This window comes from Arsukibacterium tuosuense (assembly GCF_900215315.1).
GTDB lineage: Bacteria > Pseudomonadota > Gammaproteobacteria > Enterobacterales > Alteromonadaceae > Alishewanella > Alishewanella tuosuense.
Genome location: NZ_OBEB01000006.1, coordinates 71,906 through 93,086, shown reverse-complemented (window position 1 = coordinate 93,086; position 21,181 = coordinate 71,906). Strand labels below are relative to the sequence as shown.

The 21,181-nt window shown below is 47.2% G+C and carries 15 protein-coding genes; 4 read left to right on the top strand and 11 right to left on the bottom strand.

The window, feature by feature from the left end:
• On the top strand, positions 1-1,266 hold the full coding sequence (locus tag CRO03_RS12965) for a YeaH/YhbH family protein (RefSeq protein ID WP_097112061.1): 1,266 nt from the start codon (positions 1-3) through the stop codon (positions 1,264-1,266).
• Positions 1,267-1,275: 9 nt separating this feature from the next.
• Complete coding sequence (locus CRO03_RS12960; RefSeq protein ID WP_097112060.1) at positions 1,276-2,799, top strand: SpoVR family protein; 1,524 nt, start codon at positions 1,276-1,278, stop codon at positions 2,797-2,799.
• 32 nt (positions 2,800-2,831) lie between these two features.
• Here the strand turns inward: CRO03_RS12960 and CRO03_RS12955 are convergent, their stop codons facing one another.
• On the bottom strand, positions 2,832-3,809 hold the full coding sequence (locus CRO03_RS12955; RefSeq protein ID WP_097112059.1) for a sensor domain-containing diguanylate cyclase: 978 nt from the start codon (positions 3,807-3,809) through the stop codon (positions 2,832-2,834).
• Positions 3,810-3,811: 2 nt separating this feature from the next.
• Positions 3,812-4,819: a response regulator gene (locus CRO03_RS12950; RefSeq protein WP_097112058.1), complete on the bottom strand. Its 1,008-nt coding sequence runs from the start codon at positions 4,817-4,819 to the stop codon at positions 3,812-3,814.
• 130 nt (positions 4,820-4,949) lie between these two features.
• Between CRO03_RS12950 and tpx the strand changes: the two genes are divergently transcribed.
• A complete protein-coding gene (tpx, locus tag CRO03_RS12945) occupies positions 4,950-5,570 on the top strand; it encodes a thiol peroxidase (RefSeq protein ID WP_097112057.1) in 621 nt (206 codons plus the stop codon).
• Positions 5,571-5,752: 182 nt separating this feature from the next.
• Positions 5,753-6,250 (top strand): Hsp20 family protein, encoded by a 498-nt coding sequence (locus CRO03_RS12940; RefSeq protein WP_097112056.1) that lies wholly within the window; start codon positions 5,753-5,755, stop codon positions 6,248-6,250.
• A 148-nt stretch (positions 6,251-6,398) separates the two neighbouring features.
• On the opposite strand, the gene adk is transcribed toward CRO03_RS12940, so the two are convergent.
• From adk to CRO03_RS12895, 9 genes are all read right to left on the bottom strand, one after another.
• Positions 6,399-7,043 (bottom strand): adenylate kinase, encoded by a 645-nt coding sequence (gene adk, locus CRO03_RS12935; RefSeq protein ID WP_097112055.1) that lies wholly within the window; start codon positions 7,041-7,043, stop codon positions 6,399-6,401.
• Positions 7,044-7,263: 220 nt separating this feature from the next.
• Positions 7,264-9,195: a methyl-accepting chemotaxis protein gene (locus CRO03_RS12930; protein WP_097112054.1), complete on the bottom strand. Its 1,932-nt coding sequence runs from the start codon at positions 9,193-9,195 to the stop codon at positions 7,264-7,266.
• A gap of 134 nt (positions 9,196-9,329) precedes the next feature.
• On the bottom strand, positions 9,330-11,255 hold the full coding sequence (htpG, locus tag CRO03_RS12925; protein ID WP_097112053.1) for a molecular chaperone HtpG: 1,926 nt from the start codon (positions 11,253-11,255) through the stop codon (positions 9,330-9,332).
• A 122-nt stretch (positions 11,256-11,377) separates the two neighbouring features.
• Positions 11,378-11,980, bottom strand: coding sequence for a recombination mediator RecR (gene recR / locus CRO03_RS12920; protein WP_097112052.1), 603 nt, complete (start codon positions 11,978-11,980; stop codon positions 11,378-11,380).
• 18 nt (positions 11,981-11,998) lie between these two features.
• Positions 11,999-12,325: a YbaB/EbfC family nucleoid-associated protein gene (locus tag CRO03_RS12915; RefSeq protein WP_019674843.1), complete on the bottom strand. Its 327-nt coding sequence runs from the start codon at positions 12,323-12,325 to the stop codon at positions 11,999-12,001.
• Positions 12,326-12,411: 86 nt separating this feature from the next.
• The gene (gene dnaX, locus CRO03_RS12910; protein ID WP_097112051.1) at positions 12,412-14,556 is read right to left on the bottom strand and encodes a DNA polymerase III subunit gamma/tau; all 2,145 of its coding nucleotides are present in this window, start codon (positions 14,554-14,556) and stop codon (positions 12,412-12,414) included.
• A 45-nt stretch (positions 14,557-14,601) separates the two neighbouring features.
• A complete protein-coding gene (gene apt, locus CRO03_RS12905; RefSeq protein WP_097112050.1) occupies positions 14,602-15,150 on the bottom strand; it encodes an adenine phosphoribosyltransferase in 549 nt (182 codons plus the stop codon).
• A 379-nt stretch (positions 15,151-15,529) separates the two neighbouring features.
• Positions 15,530-18,406 carry a TonB-dependent receptor plug domain-containing protein gene (locus CRO03_RS12900; protein ID WP_212682422.1) on the bottom strand — a complete coding sequence of 959 codons (2,877 nt, stop codon included), beginning with the start codon at positions 18,404-18,406 and terminating at the stop codon, positions 15,530-15,532.
• A gap of 258 nt (positions 18,407-18,664) precedes the next feature.
• Positions 18,665-21,163: a B12-binding domain-containing radical SAM protein gene (locus CRO03_RS12895; protein WP_170949015.1), complete on the bottom strand. Its 2,499-nt coding sequence runs from the start codon at positions 21,161-21,163 to the stop codon at positions 18,665-18,667.
• Between the last annotated feature and the right edge of the window lie 18 nt (positions 21,164-21,181).

Here is a 21,181-nt window from a genome sequence, read left to right as displayed (position 1 = left end):
ATGGCGCATTTTATTGACCGTCGACTCAATGGCAAAAACAAAAGCGCTGTCAACAGGCAGCGCTTTATCCGGCGCTATAAACAGCAAATAAAGAAAGCGGTGGCAGATGCTATCAGCGAGCGCAGTGTCACCGATATCAGCAGTGGCGAAAACGTTACTATTCCAAACAAAGACATTAGTGAACCTTTTTTTCACCAGGGTAAAGGCGGTCGTCGCCAGATTATTCATCCGGGAAATGACCAGTTCAGTGAAGGAGACCGGATTCCAAAACCACAAGGAGGTTCTGGTGGCAGCGGTCAGGGCGATGCCAGTGCAGATGGCGAAGGTAACGATGACTTTGTTTTTTCAATTTCTAAAGATGAATATCTGGACTTACTATTTGAGGACCTGGCGCTGCCAAACCTCAGAAAAAACCAGCTGGATAAATTAGTACAATATAAGAGTGTCAGAGCCGGTTACCGCGCTGAAGGCGTGCCGAGTAACATTGACATAGTGCGTTCGCTACGTGGTTCACTGGCCAGACGGGTAGCGATGACAGCAGGTAAAAAGCGTAGCCTGGCCGAACTGGAACAACAACTGCAAACGCTTGACCAGGAACCGGTGCCTGATCAGCAGCAACGGCTGCAACTGCAGGAACAAATTGCGGCGCTTAAAGCCAGCATTGCAGCTGTGCCTTTTATCGACAGTTTTGATTTACGCTTTCGTAATTACCAGAAAAAACCAGAGCCCACCAGCAAAGCCGTGATGTTTTGCCTGATGGATGTTTCAGGGTCAATGGATCAGGCTACCAAAGATATGGCAAAACGATTTTATATTCTGCTGTATCTGTTTTTAAGCCGCAGCTATAAAAATGTCGAAGTCGTTTATATACGCCATCATACACAGGCCAAAGAAGTAGATGAGCAGGAGTTTTTTTACTCCCAGGAAACAGGTGGCACCATTGTCTCGTCGGCATTAAAACTGATGCATGAGATTATCCTGGACCGCTTCGACCCGGCACAGTGGAATATTTATGCCGCACAGGCATCTGACGGTGATAACTGGACTGATGACAGTGCGCCTTGTGCGGCGCTCCTGGCAAACAAACTACTACCGCTTGTGCGCTACTATGCTTACATAGAGATCACTCCCAGAGCACACCAAAGCCTGTGGCACGAATATGAAAAACTATTAGCGCAGCATGACAATATAGCAATAGAGCATATCAGGGAGCTGGCAGATATTTACCCGGTATTCCGCCAGCTGTTTAAAAAGCAAGCGGCCTGAGGAGGTCATATGGCAAAAGCAAAAGCCCGGCCGCAATGTCTGGCCGACGGCCCCGACTGGACTTTCGATCTGCTGGAGGAGTATCACCAGGAAATTGCCCGGGTGGCGGCTTTCTACCAGCTCGATACTTATCCGAATCAGATAGAAGTGATTACCGCAGAACAAATGATGGACGCTTACTCCAGTGTCGGCATGCCACTGGGTTATCATCATTGGTCGTATGGTAAAAAGTTTATTCAGACCGAACAAAATTATAAACGTGGCTACATGGGACTGGCTTATGAGATTGTTATCAACTCTAACCCGTGTATCGCCTACCTGATGGAAGAAAATACCATTACCATGCAGGCACTGGTAATGGCCCACGCCAGTTATGGCCATAATTCTTTTTTTAAAAACAATTATTTATTTAAAACATGGACCGACGCCGACTCAATAATTGATTATCTGGTTTTCGCTAAAAACTATATCAGCCAGTGCGAAGAAAAATATGGCATAACTGATGTAGAAGATATGCTGGACTCCTGCCACGCGCTGATGAATTATGGCGTCGACCGCTATAAACGACCACAAAAAATATCGCTGGAAATAGAGCAAAAACGCCAGGAAGAACGCGAAGCTTACCTGCAAAGTCAGGTCAACGATCTATGGCGGACTATCCCGTTAAAAGCCCCCACTGAAGAACAACGTCTAACCCGATTCCCGGCAGAACCACAGGAAAACTTGCTGTATTTTATTGAAAAAAATGCACCATTACTTAAACCCTGGCAACGGGAGATAGTGCGGATTGTCCGGAAAATCTCACAGTACTTTTATCCTCAGAAACAAACCCAGGTGATGAACGAAGGCTGGGCGACGTTCTGGCATTATACTATTTTGCAGCACCTGTACGACGAGGGAAAAGTCAGCGATCGTTTTATGCTGGAAGTGCTGCACAGCCACACCAATGTTGTGGCGCAACCGGAATACAACAGTAAGTATTATTCCGGCATCAACCCCTATGCGCTGGGCTTTGCCATGTTTACTGATATTCGCCGTATTTGTGAACAACCGACAGCTGAAGACAAAGAATGGTTTCCGGATATTGCTGGCAGTGACTGGTTGCAAACATTGCACTTTGCAATGCAAAACTTTAAAGATGAAAGTTTTATCAGCCAGTATCTGTCGCCGAAAGTCATCCGCGATTTTCATTTATTCGCTATTATTGATGACGATGAAGCAAATAGCCTGGAAGTCGGCGCTATTCATAATGCACAAGGTTACCAACGCATTCGGCAAATGTTGTCGGCGCAATACAATTTAAGCCAGATTGAACCCAATATTCAGGTATACAATGTCAATATTAATACCGACCGCGCCCTGACCTTACGCTATATTCCACAACAACGGGTGCCATTGGCAAAAAATGCACCGGAAGTACTGAAGCATTTACACCGTTTGTGGGGGTTTGACGTGATATTAGAGCAACTTAATCAGGATGGCAGCAACGAACGGCTGGCGCGTTGTCCGGAACAGGCTGCCAACGCCAGCTGAGCCCGGGCACCAGACCAAAATTTGTTTAAATTTCATTCATCGTCAGAAATGTAGCAGGTTACTTTATTGCGACCGTCTACTTTTGACTGATATAAAGCCTTGTCTGCTGCCTCTATCCAGTGGCGATGTTCCTGCATGCTGACATCACGCTCGGCCAGCCCCAGGCTAATGGTGACATTAAGTGACGTCTGATTATATTGCACTGGCATCGTTGCCACTTGTTGCCGGATCCGCTCTGCCAGGCACTGTGCCTGCTCCATCGACGTGTCAACCAACAGTATCGCAAACTCCTCACCGCCATACCGGCCAGCAAGATCGGTAGTACGAATATTGGCTTTAATTACATCAGCAACTTTACGAATAACTTCGTCGCCTGCAGTGTGGCCATAGGTATCATTAACCCGCTTAAAATGGTCAATGTCACACATTAGCAAGGTGCTATGATGCTGGCTGTAACGCTGAAGCCGGTTGAACTCCTGAATAAGCGCGTCTTCCCAGTGGCCGCGCGTACTTAGCTGAGTCAGAAAATCCGTTTTTGATAGTTGCTGTAAGCGCCCATTCATTGACTCGAGCTCCGTGCGACTGACCGCCGCATCGGTGACATCATAAATAATGATACACAGGTGGGTAACCTGGCCGCGGGTGTCCGTCAGCGGAAAAATAGTGCTGTTCTGGTACATGTATTCGGCACTGCCGGTAATAGGCCGATAGTTTTTAAACTTAAATATATAAGGTCGTTGCTCCCAGATAGTAAATGCGCGGTTCTTCAGTAAAATGACCGGGTCACATTTGCGACGTAACCACTCTTCATCAATTTCAGGGAATAAATCAAATAAATAGCGCTCTCTTACGTGCCGGGGCGTCAACCCACTATGGCTTTCCATAAAGCCATTCCAGACCTGGATCCGGTAATCGCTGTTTAATACCACCAGCCCGACATCCACTGTCTGGAACATATCCATTAACCAATGAATTTCAGAAACATCGAACTCGGCATTGGTTAAACTCATAACTATTCTTCCAGTAAGAAAGCAACTTTGTGCTTCATTGTCTTTACACTGTCTTCGGTAAATAACAGCAGTAAATCACAGTTAATATTATAGTTTTCGATACCGTAACTCAGCTCTATTGCCAGCGTTTTACGCCAACGCCTGGCATTCGCTTTAATTAACTCGCTGACGGGTGCATGCTGGCCAAGCACCACAGGATGGCCCTGGCTAAAGCTCATATCTAACTGCTCAGCAATGCCTTTGAGCACCGCGCCAATAAGGATATTGGCCACATCCATCAGCAATTCAAGTTCGGTTGACGGGGTTAATTTGCCCTGAAAATTAAGCAGACTGGCAATATCCTTAAAACTGGAATCGGTCAGGATCAATAACGCTTCGCCAGCGACGCCGCCACCGATAAATCCCTGACAAACCGCTGATGTGGATGAATGCTGCTCTACCGATGCTAACGCCATATGCAACTCGCTGACTTCAATAACATTGACGTTAGGAATAGGTAGCTTTACAAACACATTCAGCAGACGAGCCAGTAAATCGCCAGCCTGGCCCATAGCCACATTGGTAATTTCCTGAAACACATCCCGCATTTCTGCGTTTAGTTCAGTATCAGTATTGCGTTTATTAGGCGGCTGAGTGTTTACCGGCTGGCGCAAGATGTCATTTTTCAAAATAACCTGCAACTTTTCGGCATCGACAGGCTTGCGAATGAAATCGAGAGCGCCTAACTCCATAACTCTTTGGTAAGCCTCAGGCTGTACATCCCCTGACACCACCACAACATTAACACTAAGCTGCCGCTTCTTCAGCTCTGCCAACACCTGATAGCCATCCATAATGGGCATATTTAAATCGAGAAACAGCCAGTCAATCGACTCTTTCTCCAGGGTCGCCAAGGCATCAGCACCATGGCCAGCAAAATGGACACTGTCCTGCCAGTCATGTGGTAAGATCCGGGCAAGTTGCTTGCGTGCCAGATTCGAGTCATCACATATCAGTACTGCGGTGGTCATTGGGCACTCACTTTAATACTCAGTCTGTTTATAATAGACGCAAAACTACTTTTGATGACAGCAGTAGCAGTAAATAAATTACGTTTGCGGTTTAAATACCATTAAATTCCAGATAATTAGGACACTCACTATGTTAACTCAGTTTAGAAAATCTTTGTTCCTGAGCACACTGTTTTGTGCAACTCTCTGTAGTCTACCAGCAACTGCTATTGATCTCACCGCTGAATTACCGAGCAGGGTCAGTGACGTAAAAGCGGGTAATCAGCAAGTTATATTATTGGGTAAGGAATTGAAAAAGGGTCAGCCGGCGCCAGACTTTAAGGTAGTCGATAATAATTTTAAAACAGTTCAGTTAAGTGATTTTAGTGGTAAAACCATTCTAATCAGTGTGGTACCAAGCATTGATACCGGAATATGCTCGTTGCAAACTAAGCGCTTTAACAGTGAAGTAGCAAATTTGCCGCAAGGTGTGGTGTTACTGACAATCAGTACCGACTTACCATTTGCCCAGAAACGTTACTGCCAACAGGAGCAAGTTGCCGATATGGCAGTATTGTCAGACGCAGTTTGGCGGGACTTCGGTAGCAACTACGGCTTACTGATCAAAGATATGGGACTGCTAACCCGGGCAATTCTGCTAATTGATAGCGCGGGAGATATACGTTATCAGCAGCTGGTGCCTGAACTTGCTCAGGAGCCCGACTATGATGCCGCATTGACTGCATTGGCTGACTTACTGAAAAAATCATAATAATTCAGATAAAAATTTTAATTTCCTCTCTTGAAAAACGGTTAGCGAACCTTACTTATGTAGCAGGTGGCCTGATAAGGCACCTGTTGCAGTAAGTCAGCTGTGTCGCTGCTTACAAGCTGATTACCCGTTCATCTGAAGGGTATAACCTAACCATTTTGCTATCTACAGAGGATTTGGCTATGAACAATTTAGATTTTACTCCGTTTTACCGTTCTTTTATTGGTTTCGACCATTTGGCAAACCTGATGAATGCCGCTGCCCGCAGCGAAAAGCAACCGGCGTATCCTCCATACAACATTGAAGTTACCGGTGAGGATCAGTACTGCATTACTATGGCTGTCGCCGGCTTTAACGAGCAGGAATTGTCGATTGAAACTGAAAACAATACCCTGGTTGTACAAGGTCAGAAAGACAGCAAGGATGAGGGTCGTCACTTTGTCCATCAAGGCATTGCTGAGCGCAATTTCGAGCGGAAATTTCAGCTGTCTGATTACGTAAAAGTAACCGGTGCATCGTTGGAAAACGGCTTGTTGCATATTGCGCTGGTGCGGGAAGTACCTGAGGCGCTAAAACCGAGAAAAATTGCAATTGGCAATATTAAGCAGCCGCAACTGGTCACTGATGACAGTAGCGGTAACAATGAAAACAGTAAGGTAAAAACCGCTGTAAACGGCTAAGATCTAAATGGCTGCAAGCCTGTAGGTTTAACCTTATTAAAAAGCCCTCGGTCGAGGGCTTTTTATTTCTGCGAAACGGGTTTATCTGCCGGAGCTGTTAATTCACGATGTAACCTTAACCCGCGTTATAGACATACCTGGATATAACTTAGCCTAATAACTTAACCAGGATAGCACTTATATCATCTACCTGCTGGGTACCATCCACGTAATGATATTGTGTTTCGCCCGCTTCGGCAGCTTTCCGATAGTAACCTACTAAAAGCTCAGTTTGTTCATGATAAATAGCCAAACGCTTGCGTACGGTTGCTTCAACATCATCTGCACGAATAACCAGCTCTTCACCGGTTTCATCATCTTTGCCGGCAACTTTTGGGGGGTTATACTTAATATGATAAACACGACCAGATGCGGGATGTACCCGGCGACCGCTCATTCGCTCTACAATTACATCATCCGGTACGTCGAATTCAATAACATGATCAACCACAACGCCGTTGTCCTTCATGGCATTGGCTTGCGGAATCGTCCGGGGAAAGCCATCCAGTAAAAAACCTTTGCTGCAATCGTCTTTGGCTATCCGTTCTTTTACCAAGCCAATAATAATATCATCTGATACCAGCTGGCCGGCATCCATTACCTGTTTTGCTGCCAACCCCAGTTCCGACCCTTCTTTAATTGCTGAGCGCAACATATCGCCGGTTGAAATTTGCGGGATCCCATATTTATTCATTAAAAACTGAGCCTGGGTTCCTTTTCCGGCACCCGGGGCCCCCAACAAAATGATACGCATAGCAACACCCTCGTGTTCTGGGATTATTCAAATATTTATAAAACCGAATCTTTACACAATGCGCCTGCTGAGACAAGAATTTTGTCCACTGGTGCTACCTGAAGTGGCGTATTTACTAGCCTTTAGTCGATAGCCTTGATAACAACAGGCTCTGACCCTGTTTATGCGTTAAAATGGCAGAAAGTGGTGCTTTTCTGCAGGCATTAACAACGGATACCGACTAAAGTCTGAAACGACGCACCAGTTCTTGTAATTGCTCTGCCAGCTCAGACAGCGCATCACTTGCCCGGGCGGACTGCACCACGTTTTCACTATTCTGCACAGCAACATCACTTATCCGGTGAATATTCTGGTTGATATCGCGCGACACTGTAGTTTGTTGCTCGGTTGCACTGGCAATCTGGTGCGCAGTACTGCTTATCAGCTCAACAGCTTCACTTATTGCAAACAGTGCCTGGCCTGCACTACTGGCGCTGTCAGCAGTAGCTTTAGCCGAGAGCTCACTACTCTGGTTAGCCTTAACTGCCCTTTCGGTACCTGTTTGCAATTTTTCTATCATTTGCTTTATTTCTGTTGTTGAATCTTTCGTCCGGCTGGCCAGGGTACGCACTTCATCAGCGACCACTGCAAAGCCCCGGCCGCTCTCACCTGCCCGCGCTGCTTCAATTGCCGCATTTAGTGCCAGCAAATTTGTTTGTTCAGCAATGCTTTCAATTACCTGCAAAATACTGCCAATATGGTCACTGTCTTGTTTTAGTAAATTAATAATTTCAGACGCTTTGCTAACCTCTGCTGACAATTTATTCAGATCAGTCAAAGTAGTACTGACGATTTGCTGGCCATGCGCTGTTTCGCTTTCAGCTGCGGTCGCCGCCTGTGCTGCCTGCTGAGTATTACGCGATACCTCCTCCAGCGAACTGGTCATCTGGTTCATCGCGACTGCAGAATTATTTATTTCGCTGTTCTGCTGCTCAATACCGCTGCGGGTATGCTCATTAATTTTTGCCAGTTCTGTTGACGCTGACGCAACCTGATCAGAGTAATCGCCAACCTGACCTATCATCTTGCGCAGGTTTTGCTGCATACTGGAAATCGATGCCAGCAGACTAGTGCTATCACCTGGTCTGAGGATTATCCGGGCAGTCAGGTCGCCCTCTGCCACCTGATGCACAGCAGCTGCAGCATATTCCGGCTCACCACCAAGTAATTTGGTGACACTGCGCACCAGCATAATACATACCAGCGCAGCGATAATCAGTACTGCCAGCGAAATAACAAACAATGTCCAGAACATGGTTTTTACATCAGTCAGTGCGTCTGCCTGACGACTTTCCAGTACCAGTGACCAGCCGAGCATTGGTATAAAGTTGTAACTACCAAACACCGCTGTGTCAGCGGCATTCTGATATTGCCCCACCCCGCTTTGCTTCGCCCTGACCGCATCGGCTGCAACCGTATTTAGCTGACCGCTTACCCCCTGCAATGAGCCAGCTTCTGTAATAGCTGCACCGTCACTGTCCAGCAGATAAATTTCAGTGTAGCTGTCACGGCTAAGCTCATTCACCATATCGAAAATTGTACTTAGCTGAACCGCGCCCCGCATTACCCCGACAACTTGACCATTCTGTCGAATAGGAATAGCCACCGTACTCACTCTGGCCCCGGTTGCCCGGGACACAATCGGCTGCGAAAACGTATCTTGCCCGGCGATTGCCTGTTTAAACCAGGCCCGGTCAGCAACATTAAAGTCCTGTGCCTCAGCCGAAGACAGCACCCGCGCCTGACCATTGGCATAGCTTACGCCTGCCTGGCCCCGGCCGTCCGGGCCCACCACAAAAATAGTGTCATAATAGCCCTGACTTTGCGCCATAGCCTGCATTAAGCTGCTACTCAAAGCCAGATCAGCTTGCTGCACCTGAGGCAACGCGGCCAGATAGCGCATTTCTTCCTGCCGCACCAGCAACCAGTTAGTAAATGCCTCTGCATTAGCGCTACCGTTATTTTGTAAGTTGCTAAGAACAGCCTCTGTGCGGGCGTTTTTATATTCAACAAACACCAGGCTGGTCAGCACCACAATCGACAATAAAATCAGCCCCACCATACTGACAGTCAGCCTGACACCCAGGCTAAGGCTTTTCCAACTCGACGCCATTCTGTTCTCCTAATACAAAAACGGATACTGGACTGAGTATAGTTTGCAATCAGTAAGATGCGAGGCGGGATTACCAAATAGAAAAGCCCGCCTGATACTTGTGTACCAGGCGGGCTTTAATTAACAGCAGTAAGTTACTTTGCCAGTGACAACAATAAGTTATTTAAACGCGTGACATAACTGGCAGGGTTTTTCAAACTACCACGTTCAGCCAGCAAAGCCTGCTCAAATAACACCTGAGCCCATTCGTTAAAGCGAGCATCATCAGTTTCATCAGCAATATGTTTTACCAGCTGATGCTCCGGGTTCAGCTCAAATATTGGCTTCACATCAGGCACTTTCTGGCCAACGGACTCCATCAACTTCATCATCTGGGTGCTCATATCGTGCTCATCAGTCACGACGCAAGCCGGACTGTCGGTTAAACGGTGACTAACCTTCACTTCTTTTACTTCATCACCCAGGGCGGTTTTAAAGCGCTCCAGCACGCTGGCAAAAGCTTCAGCCGTTTCCTGCTGGGCTTTTTTAGTTTCTTCATCATCAAGTTTTGATAAATCTAAGCCGCCTTTAGCTACCGAGCGCAGCTTCTTCTCACTGAACTCTGGTAAATGCTGGATCAGCCACTCGTCAATCCGGTCTGATAACAACAGCACTTCCAGGCCTTTTTTACGGAACACTTCCAGATGCGGGCTGTGCTTGGCAGCCTGATAACTGTCGGCAACCACGTAATAAATTTCGTCCTGGCCTTCTTTCATCCGGCTAAGGTAATCAGCCAGCGAAACATTCTGGGTAGCATCGTCATTATGGGTTGAAGCAAAACGCAGTAAACCGGCGATCTGCTCTTTGTTCGTCATATCTTCTGCCGGGCCTTCTTTTAACACCTGGCCAAATTCGTCCCAGAACAGCTGAAACTGTTCAGGATCTTTCGCCAGCTTATCCAGCATTTTCAGGGTCCGGCTGGTACAGCCTTTACGCAGGCTTTGGGTAACCTTGGTATCCTGCAAAATTTCACGCGATACGTTTAACGGTAGATCGCTCGAATCCAGCACACCTTTAATAAAGCGCAGGTAGCTTGGCATAAACTGTTCAGCGTCATCCATAATAAATACACGCTGCACATATAGTTTTAAACCGTGCTTCGCTTCGCGGTTCCACATATCAAAAGGGGCTTTTTTCGGCACATATAATAAGCTGGTGTAGTTACTACTACCTTCAACTTTATTATGGCTCCAGCTCAGCGGCTCACTCCAGTCGTGTGAAATATGCTTATAAAATTCCTGATATTCCGGCTCAGTTATTTCCGACTTATCGCGGGTCCACAGTGCTGTCGCTTTATTTACCGCCTGCCAGCTGCCTTCGGTAGCCGGTATCTTCTCACCGTCTTCTTCCCGCTCCGGGGTGCCTTCCTGCCACATTTCCACCGGAATACTGATATGATCTGAGTATTTGGTGATAATACTCTCAACTTTCCAGCGGCTTAAAAACTCTTCTTCACCTTCACGTAAGTGCAGAATAATGTCGGTACCACGGCTTTCTTTATCAATCGGCGCCAGGGTATATTCACCTTCGCCTGACGACTCCCACTCTACCGCTTCAGTAGCACCTGCTTTACGGGTGCGAACGGTAACCTTGTCGGCTACGATAAAGGCAGAATAGAAACCGACACCAAACTGGCCGATTAATTTTGAATCTTTACTTTGATCGCCCGACAACTGCGAGAAAAACTCTTTGGTACCTGATTTAGCGATAGTACCTAAATGCGATATAACTTCCTGCTCGGTCATACCAATGCCGTTGTCGCTGACGGTCAGCGTCCGGTTCGTTTCATCCAAGCTGATCCGGACTTTTAACTCTCCATCATCGCCATACAGGCTGGAATCAGACAGGGCCAGAAAACGCAGCTTATCGGCCGCATCAGAGGCATTAGAGACCAATTCACGCAGGAATATTTCTTTGTTGGAATACAGTGAATGGATCATCAGGTTAAGCAGTTGTTTTACTTCTGCCTGAAAGCCATGAGTCTGCTTCTGTCCAGGGTTAGTGGCAGTATTATCACTCATTATAGGGTCCTCGAACGTAGTTTTTACAGGAATAATAAGACGCAATTGCGCCCGACAGTTGCCTGTTATATGGGGGAGTGGCTAGCGGAATTCAAGTTAAAAAATGGCTAAGGAATAACGATTCAGAAGGTTTTGCGGCCACTAAAGGCATGGGACAAGGTGGTACCATCGATATATTCCAGCTCACCACCAACTGGTACGCCCTGCGCTAAGCGGGTTACCGGGATCTGATACTTATGACACAACTCAGCCAGATAAAAAGCGGTAGCATCGCCTTCTACTGTTGGGTTAGTTGCCAGAATAACCTCGCTGATATGACCTTTTGCCAGCTGCTTATCCAGCCGGTCGAGCCCGAGCTCCGCGGGGCCAATGCCATCCAGCGGTGAAATATAGCCCATCAGCACGAAGTATAAACCACTGAACTGGCCGGTATGCTCAATCGCCAGTTGGTCGGAGGCTGACCCTACCACACAGAGTGTGCCGGCCTGCTGGCGCAGCGGGTCAGCACATAGCGCACAAATATCGGTTTCACAAAAAGTGCGGCAGCATTGGCAATGACCAACCTTGTCCATCGCCAGAGTTAAGGCCGCGCCCAGCCGCTCGCCACCTTCACGGTTTCGTTCCAGCAAATTAAATGCCATACGCTGTGCCGATTTAGGGCCAACGCCGGGTAGTACCCGCAGCGCTTCTATTAACTGCTGAACCAAAGGGGCCAGTTTACTCATACTGTCGTACTACCTGTATCAGAACGGTAACTTCATACCTGGTGGCAACTGCATACCGCCGGTTACTTTGGCCATCTGCTCTTTGTTGTTGTCTTCAACCCGGCGTACTGCGTCATTTAACGCCGCAGCAACTAAGTCTTCCAGCATTTCTTTATCGTCAGCCAGTAAACTATCGTCAATTTCAACCCGGCGTACATTATGGCTGCCGGTCATAGTAATTTTAACCAGGCCTGCGCCCGACTCACCTGTTACTTCCATGTTGGCAATTTCGGCTTGCACCTTTTGCATTTTTTCCTGCATGGCTTGCGCCTGCTTCATTATGTTGCCCATACCGCCTTTAAACATAGTTATTTCTCTCTGTTAAGATTGCTGGCGCCAAGATAATCAGTTGCGCCTTAAATTACAAGTTAACCTGCAACGCTGACTCTGTGTTAGTTTACCTGCAGGGTGTCCAATAACAAACTGGCATCAAATTGCTGTTGTAACTCTTGTACTTTCGGATCTTGCTGCATCAACCGGCTAACATAGCTAAGGCGCTCCTGCTCTATCCGCTGCTGAATAACCAGCGGACATTGCGGTACATCGTTGCTATAGCTTATCTGCATTTGCAATGGCTGGCCAATTGCTTCAGACAACAAACTCAATAACTGCGCGCGAAAATCACTGCTATCCAAATGCTGCTGGCTTTGATGAACACAAAGCGTCAGTTGTTGCTCTGTTAACTGCATAGCACTATTTAACAGGAACAACCTCATCAGGCCACCTACCGGCATCTTTTCGATCAGTGCCGCCCAGCTATCAACTTCAGCAGCAAAACGAATTGAGAAATTCTGCTCGTTAATTTCGCCGTCAAACACTTTACCAGGCTCAGCCTGCTGGTGAGATTGCTGCCATAATGAATCCAGCATCGCCTGGTTGGCCGGATCTTCAGGGTAAAGCTGCTCCGTTTCGGCTTCAGCCTCATCGGGATACTCAGTCATAGACTGCCTTGCAGCTGATGGCTCAACCGCTACCGACGCTGCAGGCGCTGACATGATGCCGCCGGTCTCCGCTTTGCTTAAGGTGTTAGGATCACTTTTCTTTTCAGCCAGTGGCGCCGCCGCAGCTGAAGGCACCGGCGCTGGCCGGTGCTCAGGCTTTTTTGGCGGTGTCGCTCCGGCTTCCAGCGCCAGACCGCGACGTTTGATGATACTGGCAGTCAGTGGGTCAATACTATCTTCCGGCGCAACTGGCTCTGCATGCGCTACTTGCTCTGCGGGCGCAACTTGCTGCGGGGCGGCCGCAGGCTGCGCTGGCTGTTTTTCAGTTTGTTGCTCAGATTGTTGCTCAAATTGTGGCTGCGCTGGTTGCTCAGCTGGTGGCGCTGGCGCAGCCGCCACAGCATGCTCAGCAACGGTTTTATCAGCAGTTACCGGCGCAGGTGCTGCTGCCGGTTGGGTTGGTGCTGCAGCTCGTCCTGAGCCGCCCTGCGCTGCTGTGGGCTGTGCGCCAGCAGGCGCAGGCACAAAAGCCAGTGCCCGCAATAACGCCATTTCCAGGCCAGTACGCTCATCCGGTGCGTAGCTTAGCTCACGCTTGCCACTTATCAGCAATTGATAATAAAGCTGCAATGCTTCCGGGCTTTGACTGGTTGCGATATGCCCGACAAATTCAGGCTGCTCAGACAACTGCGCTGCCGCAGGCTCTAACTGAGCCAACGCGCCCTGATGCAACAGGGTCAGCATGTCATCCAACACTCTGCTGTAATCGCTATGCTGGCTGATTAAGGCTTGCAATTCAGTCTGCATTGCCTGGTAATCTTTATTCAGAATGGCCCCGAGTATCGCGCTGGCGAATTGCTGGTCTAAAAACCCTAACATATCGCGCACCGCATCCAGGGTAAGCTGGCTGTTGCTTTGCGCGATTGCCTGGTCGGTCAAGCTGAGTGAGTCACGCAGACTGCCATTGGCGGCTCTTGCCAGTAGCGCCAACGCAGCAGGCTCAAAATGAATTTGTTCGCTAGTCAGCACGTGCGCCAGATGCGCCGCAATCTGGTCCCGGCTCAGCGCTTTTAAACTAAACTGCAGACAGCGCGACAATACCGTTACCGGCAATTTTTGCGGATCGGTGGTTGCCAGCAGAAACTTTACATGGGGTGGCGGCTCTTCCAGGGTTTTCAGCAAGGCATTAAAACTGTGGCGGGACAGCATGTGCACTTCATCTATCAGATACACTTTAAAGCGACCGCGGCTGGGCGCATATTGCACGTTGTCGAGCAAGTCGCGGGTATCTTCTACCTTGGTGCGCGAGGCGGCATCAATTTCCAGCAGGTCAACAAAATTGCCGGCATCAATTTCCTGACAGGCACTGCAAACGCCGCAAGGCGTGGCAGTAATACCGGTTTCACAGTTTAAACTTTTGGCGAAAATCCGGGCGATGGTGGTTTTACCCACACCGCGGGTACCGGTAAATAAGTAAGCATGATGCAGCCGGCTGCTGGTCAGGGCATTGCTCAGCGCTGTTTTTATGTGCCCCTGGCCAACCAGTTCGGTAAACTGCTTTGGCCGCCATTTTCTTGCTAAAACCTGATAACTCATGCCACAGCCTGATGCTTAAAGAGATGTTCTGGTATCAGCCTAAACTTATTCGCCGCTATACTCAACCAGACTCAGGATATTTAAACCCAGAGCCTCTAATCGCTTGACGCCACCCAGCTCTGGCAAGGTAATCACAAACGCTGCATGATCGACCGACCCACCCAGACGACGCACCAGCTGCACGGTTGCATCAATGGTTCCACCGGTTGCCAGTAAGTCATCAACCAACAGAACTTTGTCACCCGCTTCTATGGCATCAGCATGCAGTTCAAGCGCATCTTCGCCATATTCCAGGGTATAACTTTGTGAAATACGCTCGCGAGGCAACTTACCGGGCTTGCGTACCGGTACAAACGGAATACCCAGCGCATAAGATAACGGTGCACCAAAGATAAAGCCCCGCGATTCAGTGCCGATAATTTTTTCTATGCCTTTGTCAGCATAGAAAGCAGCAAAAGCATCAATCACTTTTTTAAATGCCGGGCCGTCCTGCATCAGACTGGTTACATCACGAAAGGTAATACCCGGTTTTGGATAATCCGGTACCGTTTTTATCACTTGTTTTAACTCAGTGGCAAGTTGTTGCAAATTCATGGTTCTACCTTTTAAGACCGGTAAATATAGGCTGGCGACGTTTTATCAGAATAAAATTTGTACCCAGCGCACTATTGGCACCAGACAAAGCAAAGAAACGAAAACGGCTACAAAAGCCAGAAACTGCCAAAAATTAAATGAATCTTTAAAATTTTCGTCCGCCATGCTACCCACTCTTTGCTATTGATCAACATTTTTAAGGGCGCTAATGGTAATGAATTTTCAGCTTAATAGAAAGCCTGTAATAAAAAAACCCGCTGTCAGATAACTGATAGCGGGTTGCTTCATTTCTTATAACACTAACTACTAACACTAACTACATGAAAGTTTCTTCAAAGAACTGAATCGCACATAACTCGTTGCTAAACAGTATATATAGTTAGAATTTATAAGACGCCTGAACATAAGCAAAGCGGCCAATGTTATCGTAAATTGCCGAACCGGCACCCGTTCCTGTGGTGGTACCAGGTAACTCGCGGTTAAACAAATTATCGATGCCTAACTTAAGACCAACACCATTCTCAAAGTTATAGCCTACTGACGCATCGGTAATGAAGTAAGAACCATAGCGCATTTCGTTACTTGGGTTAGGGTTAGCTGCCAGCGACGTCGGTGAATAAAGCTCAACACCATTGATAAAGCGTGTGTTCCAGGCCACTACCCAATCGTTATATTTATAATCGATTGAAATACTACCCTGCCACGTCTCATCGCCTAATACACCTTGGAAATCAGTAAAGTTATCAGGCTCATCCTGGAAAGGATAATCTTTAGATTCAATAAGATAAGTACCAATAAAGCTTGTGTTAAAACGGCCACCTAACGCATCAAAATCGTAACCAAATTCGAAGTCGACACCTGAGTTCAAACTACGGGCAATATTTAATGCAAACCCTCTTATCAAGGTTATCTCGCTGGTAGCCGGGTCACGGGTGATTAAAGCACAGAACTGATTATTGACACCTGTTGGCGAATCGACACAACGGTCAATAATTGTCTGAAAGCCAATGCCGCTGATGGTATCTTCAATGTCAATTTCCCAGTAATCTGCGGTAAAACTGAAACCCTCTAACCATTCTGGCTGATAAACGATACCAGCAGTAATAGATTTAGATTCTTCTGGCAGCAAACCCGGGTTACCACCAACAAGCGTTTCTAATGTGGCAGCATCGTAGTTAGAGTCGAAATCAGCCGGAACGCCTAAAGCAGCGCAGTTTGCTGCACGAATTGCCCGACCTTCAGGTGCTAACAAGTCAAGCTCAGATACTTTACACTTGTCGTCTACACCCGCAAAAGACTGGCTCTGACCAGAGAATAGCTCGTCAATGTTTGGCGCACGAATTGCTTCAGACAGTGTAAAACGTGCACGAAGCTCTGGCGTAATGGTCCAGTCCAAACCCAGCTTCCAGCTAGTGGCATCACCAATAGTTGAGTAATCAGCGTAGCGAACTGCAGTATCGAACACTAAAGTATCGATTAGGAAAACATCTGCTAAAAGTGGCACAGATAATTCGAAGAAAGCTTCCGTCACATCGTAGCTACCGTCTGTTTCACCCAGCGCATTGAAAAAGGTCGCACCGGTTTTGGCGAACGGATCTTCTATTGTAACGCTACTCTCATCACGGTATTCCAAACCACCAGCGAAACCCACCATACCAGCCGGTAACTCATAAATAGCTGAGTTCGTAAAGGTCGCATTGAAAACTGTTTGTTCAATTTCAGACGTACCAATTGAGGTTGTTGTTACATAATCAATCGCTTGCTGGCTAATAGCACCATCGCCCATGATATTGGCTGCGACACAACCATCGGCCCGGGCGGCTTCGCTACGACAAACAATATTGCCGGCATCATCAAATACAGCATCTATTGCATTGGCATAATTTGCCAGAATGACGTTAGCAGCGTTTACCCGCTCAATTTCAGACTTACCGTAAACGAAAGATAAATCCATGCTCCAATCATCAGAAATATCACCGGTTAAACCCACAACAAAACGCGTTGTCTCCCGAGTATTTTCCTCCAGACGGCGGCCAATATCGTTGTACATTTTGTTTACACCGATAAAAGGCAAGTCCATTTCATCCATCAAAGCACCGACTGCCGGGTCTAAGAACGCATTATCCCGCTGAATGACGTTGGCACCACTGTAAAAACGGAAGAAAGGCTGGCCAATATTTTCGCCTTCTGTTTTCGAATACTTTGCCTCAAAGTATGCATTTAAATCATCGGTAACATCATAGTTTACTTTGAAATTATAGTTAAAACGCTCAAACTTAGGCTGAATCTCTGAATATTGACGAAGGTTTAGGAAGTCGCAGCCCGGGCTCGCACAAAACTGACCATCGTCAATAGGGCCGGCGTAAACATCGCGCATTGAACTATCAGAGTTAAACAGGCCCAAGATGTCACCTGTAAACGGGTCCCAGACAGTTCCCTGATTAGAAATCAAATAGTAGCCTGCATTTGGCAAGGTGATACGATCTGGGAAAGCTTCACTATCAACCTGATCAGCAGGGCGCGCCTGGCCCGTTGCAACAGCGTAAGGAAAAGCAGCATAAGACGTTGCAGTCCAGGGGTTATCCAGCGAATTTAAAGAGTTCTGAGAGTTATACTCCAAGGAAAACGCGGCGTTACCACGGCCCTCTGCAAAGTCCTGACCATAAGAAAAAGTATATTTTTCATTTTGGTATGAGCTATTGTCAGCAAAGCCTTTGATGGCACTAACATTCAATCCGGTAATATCTTTCTTTAAAACAAAGTTAACTACACCAGTTACAGCATCAGCACCATAAACAGCTGAAGCACCACCTGTTATGATCTCGACTCTGTCTATCCACGCACTTGGGATAGTATTGGTGTCAACTGAAGAGGTACCCGGAGAGCTGGCAACATGGCGTTTTCCATCTACCAACACCAGAGTACGGTCGGTACCCATGCCTCTTAAGTCTAATAAGCTTACGCCAGCAGTACCGATGAAACGGCCTGAGTTTGCAAGCGAAAAAGTCGTTGCTAACGCAGGTAACTTATTCAACACTTCGCCTATATTCATGGCACCGGTGTTCACTAAGTCTTCACCACTAATTACTGTTACTGGCGAAGGCGCGATTGCACCCTCACGAAGAATACGTGAACCGGTAACCTGTATCCGCTCAACTGCTTCGTTCTCTGCTGTATCTTCGGTTTCGGTTTGCGCTGAAACGGCTCCCGCTAGCAGCATGCTCGATGCGGCACCAAAAGCAAAAGCCAGGCGCATGGCTTTGCTAAGTTTGCTATTTGTGAACATATTAATCTCCCTGGGTCACTTTTTTGATAATGACTTTAGTTTTTATTGTTTCGGCGCTTAACCAGGCCGAACCTTTATGTATTTTCAGTAAAACCTGAAAATAACAGAGACTACTATGCTTATTGTTTGCTGATGGTTCAATAACTTACCCTGCCGTTCGTCGCAAATTCAGGGCAATTATCTAATTTATCGTAAAAACGTAGTTAATCAAGTGATACAAAAAGGGCATCACGCGGCAGCAAAGTCTGATACAGATTTCGGCCGGGATACGTCAGAATGTAACTCCCAGAAAAACTGATGGGTATCGTATTGCAGGTAATTCATATCAACACTGACCATTGAATTAGGATCGGTAACCTCGAACGTCGCCGGCGGATAACTCGCCAATGGTTTTTGCAGCTGCTTAAACTCTTTAAAATAACGTTTAAAATCGTGCGGCAGTTGCGCAGTCAACGGGTAGCTCTGGGTGTCATCTGGCATGCATAACAAATTCACTTTTAATACTGTGCTTAGCGCTGCGCTGTCTGACAACTGGTAATGCTGCTTTATAAACATGGCTATTTGCTGATAAAAGCCTGCCCAGCCTCCGGGCATGGTTTTATCCTGATTAAAAAACCGCACGGCCCAGCTTATCTGCGGATAACGGCTTGGGTCGTCATTAACCTGCTGCAAAATATCGCGTAACAAGGTTATGGCGGGAATACCATGCTCCCATTGCAAGAAACGCATGACATAGCGCAGCAAAGAGTAACCATCAGCCATTACATACATCTGGTACATGGCTTTCATCTGGGCTAAATCCTGCTCGGTGTAACTAAAACTGCCAATCAGAAAATTATGGGCATCGACTTTTATCTGGTATTTCTCAATATAGGCGGGGTCAGCCATCGGGCTGTTTGGTAATAACTGGGTTGGATAGGCTTTTACTGACACATCCATATCAATATAGCGCTGTAAATCGTTGTCAAACGCCGCCACGGTAATACCCGGCAAACCAATCATCAGATCGGTCGACAACGGTAGCTTCAGGTCATCAAAAATCTGGGTCAGCTCATCATAACGCTCGGTCCGAATATTTTTACGGTTAATAACATCAAGGGTGCCTTCATCGGTGGTCTGAATGGAAATGATACCCTGGCTGATGATATCGCCCTCGGTGAATATTTTAATAATTTCCACTAACTTCAGCGTTGAATTTTTGGTGTAATTAACGACTACTTCATGCGGGTAACCAAATTGTTGTTTTACCGCCACAATATGGCGGGCAATATCAATATCCCGTTCGTACATGCCAAAATTGGCATCCGCTATCCACATCACCTTAATTTTATTCTGGCCTATCCAGTCAATTTCCTGCTTAACCCGCTCCATATCAAATTTACGCACTTTCTGGTTGGTAGCAGAGCCCCAGTCACAGAAAGTACAACCGTAAGGGCAGCCGCGATTGGTTTCAATGATGGCCGCCTCTACCCTGCCACCATAGCCATCAAAATAACCGGACAAGTAAGGTGAAGGAATAACATCAACTTCCTTCATCCGGGTGCGGCCAGCCGTATGCACTATGCCCTGACTTAACTGATTTCTGAAACTGATGCCGGTAACCTCGGTCAGGGCAAAATCATCAAAACCCAGTATCTCTTGCGGGTTTTTTGAGATTGTTTCAAAAATCTCGGCAATCGCCACTTCCCCTTCGCCATGCACTGCAATATCAACCGAACGATTAGTTTGCATAAAATCTTTACAGGCCTGAGGGTAGTCCGGTGTACTGGGGCCGCCATGAATCGTGAGATTGGTACTATTATGTTGCTTGACTGCCTGGCTGATTTGCAGGTTTAAATCCACCGACCACATATAGTTTGAGAACAACCAGACACCCGGACCAAACTGGCGGTATGGACCATTTAAAAGGTCATTCGGGTTTAAAAAGTTTATTGGAATCAGCACAAAACGCTCGAGCAGCGCACCATTCTGATAATGTTGCAGCGCACTGAACAACACACCTAATGCTAATGGCAGGTGGTTCTCCATATGTGGCACAAAATATACCGGGATCCGGCCATCCGGCTTAATTTCCTGCCAGTGTGTTGCTACATCAGGCTTTGTTACTACTGGCTTAAAAACCGGAATATCATCTACATTACTGTGAACAATGCGTTTTTGCCTGATCAATAAACCCTGAGCATAAAGCTCAGCAATTATCTGGCTGGCCTGTTGGGTATCGTCAAACAACGCTGTTTTATCGGCAATGACGTCGGTTTGCTTTTTGCCATCTGCAAAAGCCAGTAACAGCAATAGCCTGTCAACAGGCAACGTTATATATTGTTGTTGCAGCGCCGACCAGGCGGCAAATCCTTCCGCTGTAATTACCGCAGCAAAGTGAATACTGACACACAGTGCCTCTGGTATCTGTTCATTGTTAATGGCTGCAAGGTGAATTGGCTCGACGATTTCAGGCATCATCTCTGCCGCGCTGGTCAGCATATTACCCACCGTTACGTTAGCCGAAGCCTGGTCGGTTACTAATATGCCAGCCTGTTGCAACTGCTGGATCCGGTTTAATACTGCTTCGGCTTTTATTTGCGGTGCCAGTTGCCTGACCAAAGCATTAGCGACAAAGGTATGACAAACTGTTGTTTTGTCGTGCTGCTCAATAAAAAATGACAATAACAGCAAGTCCAGTTCATGCACCAGAAATGGTTTTGCTACGCCGGAAATCTGGCTCAGCATCAGCTGACCGCCTCGCTG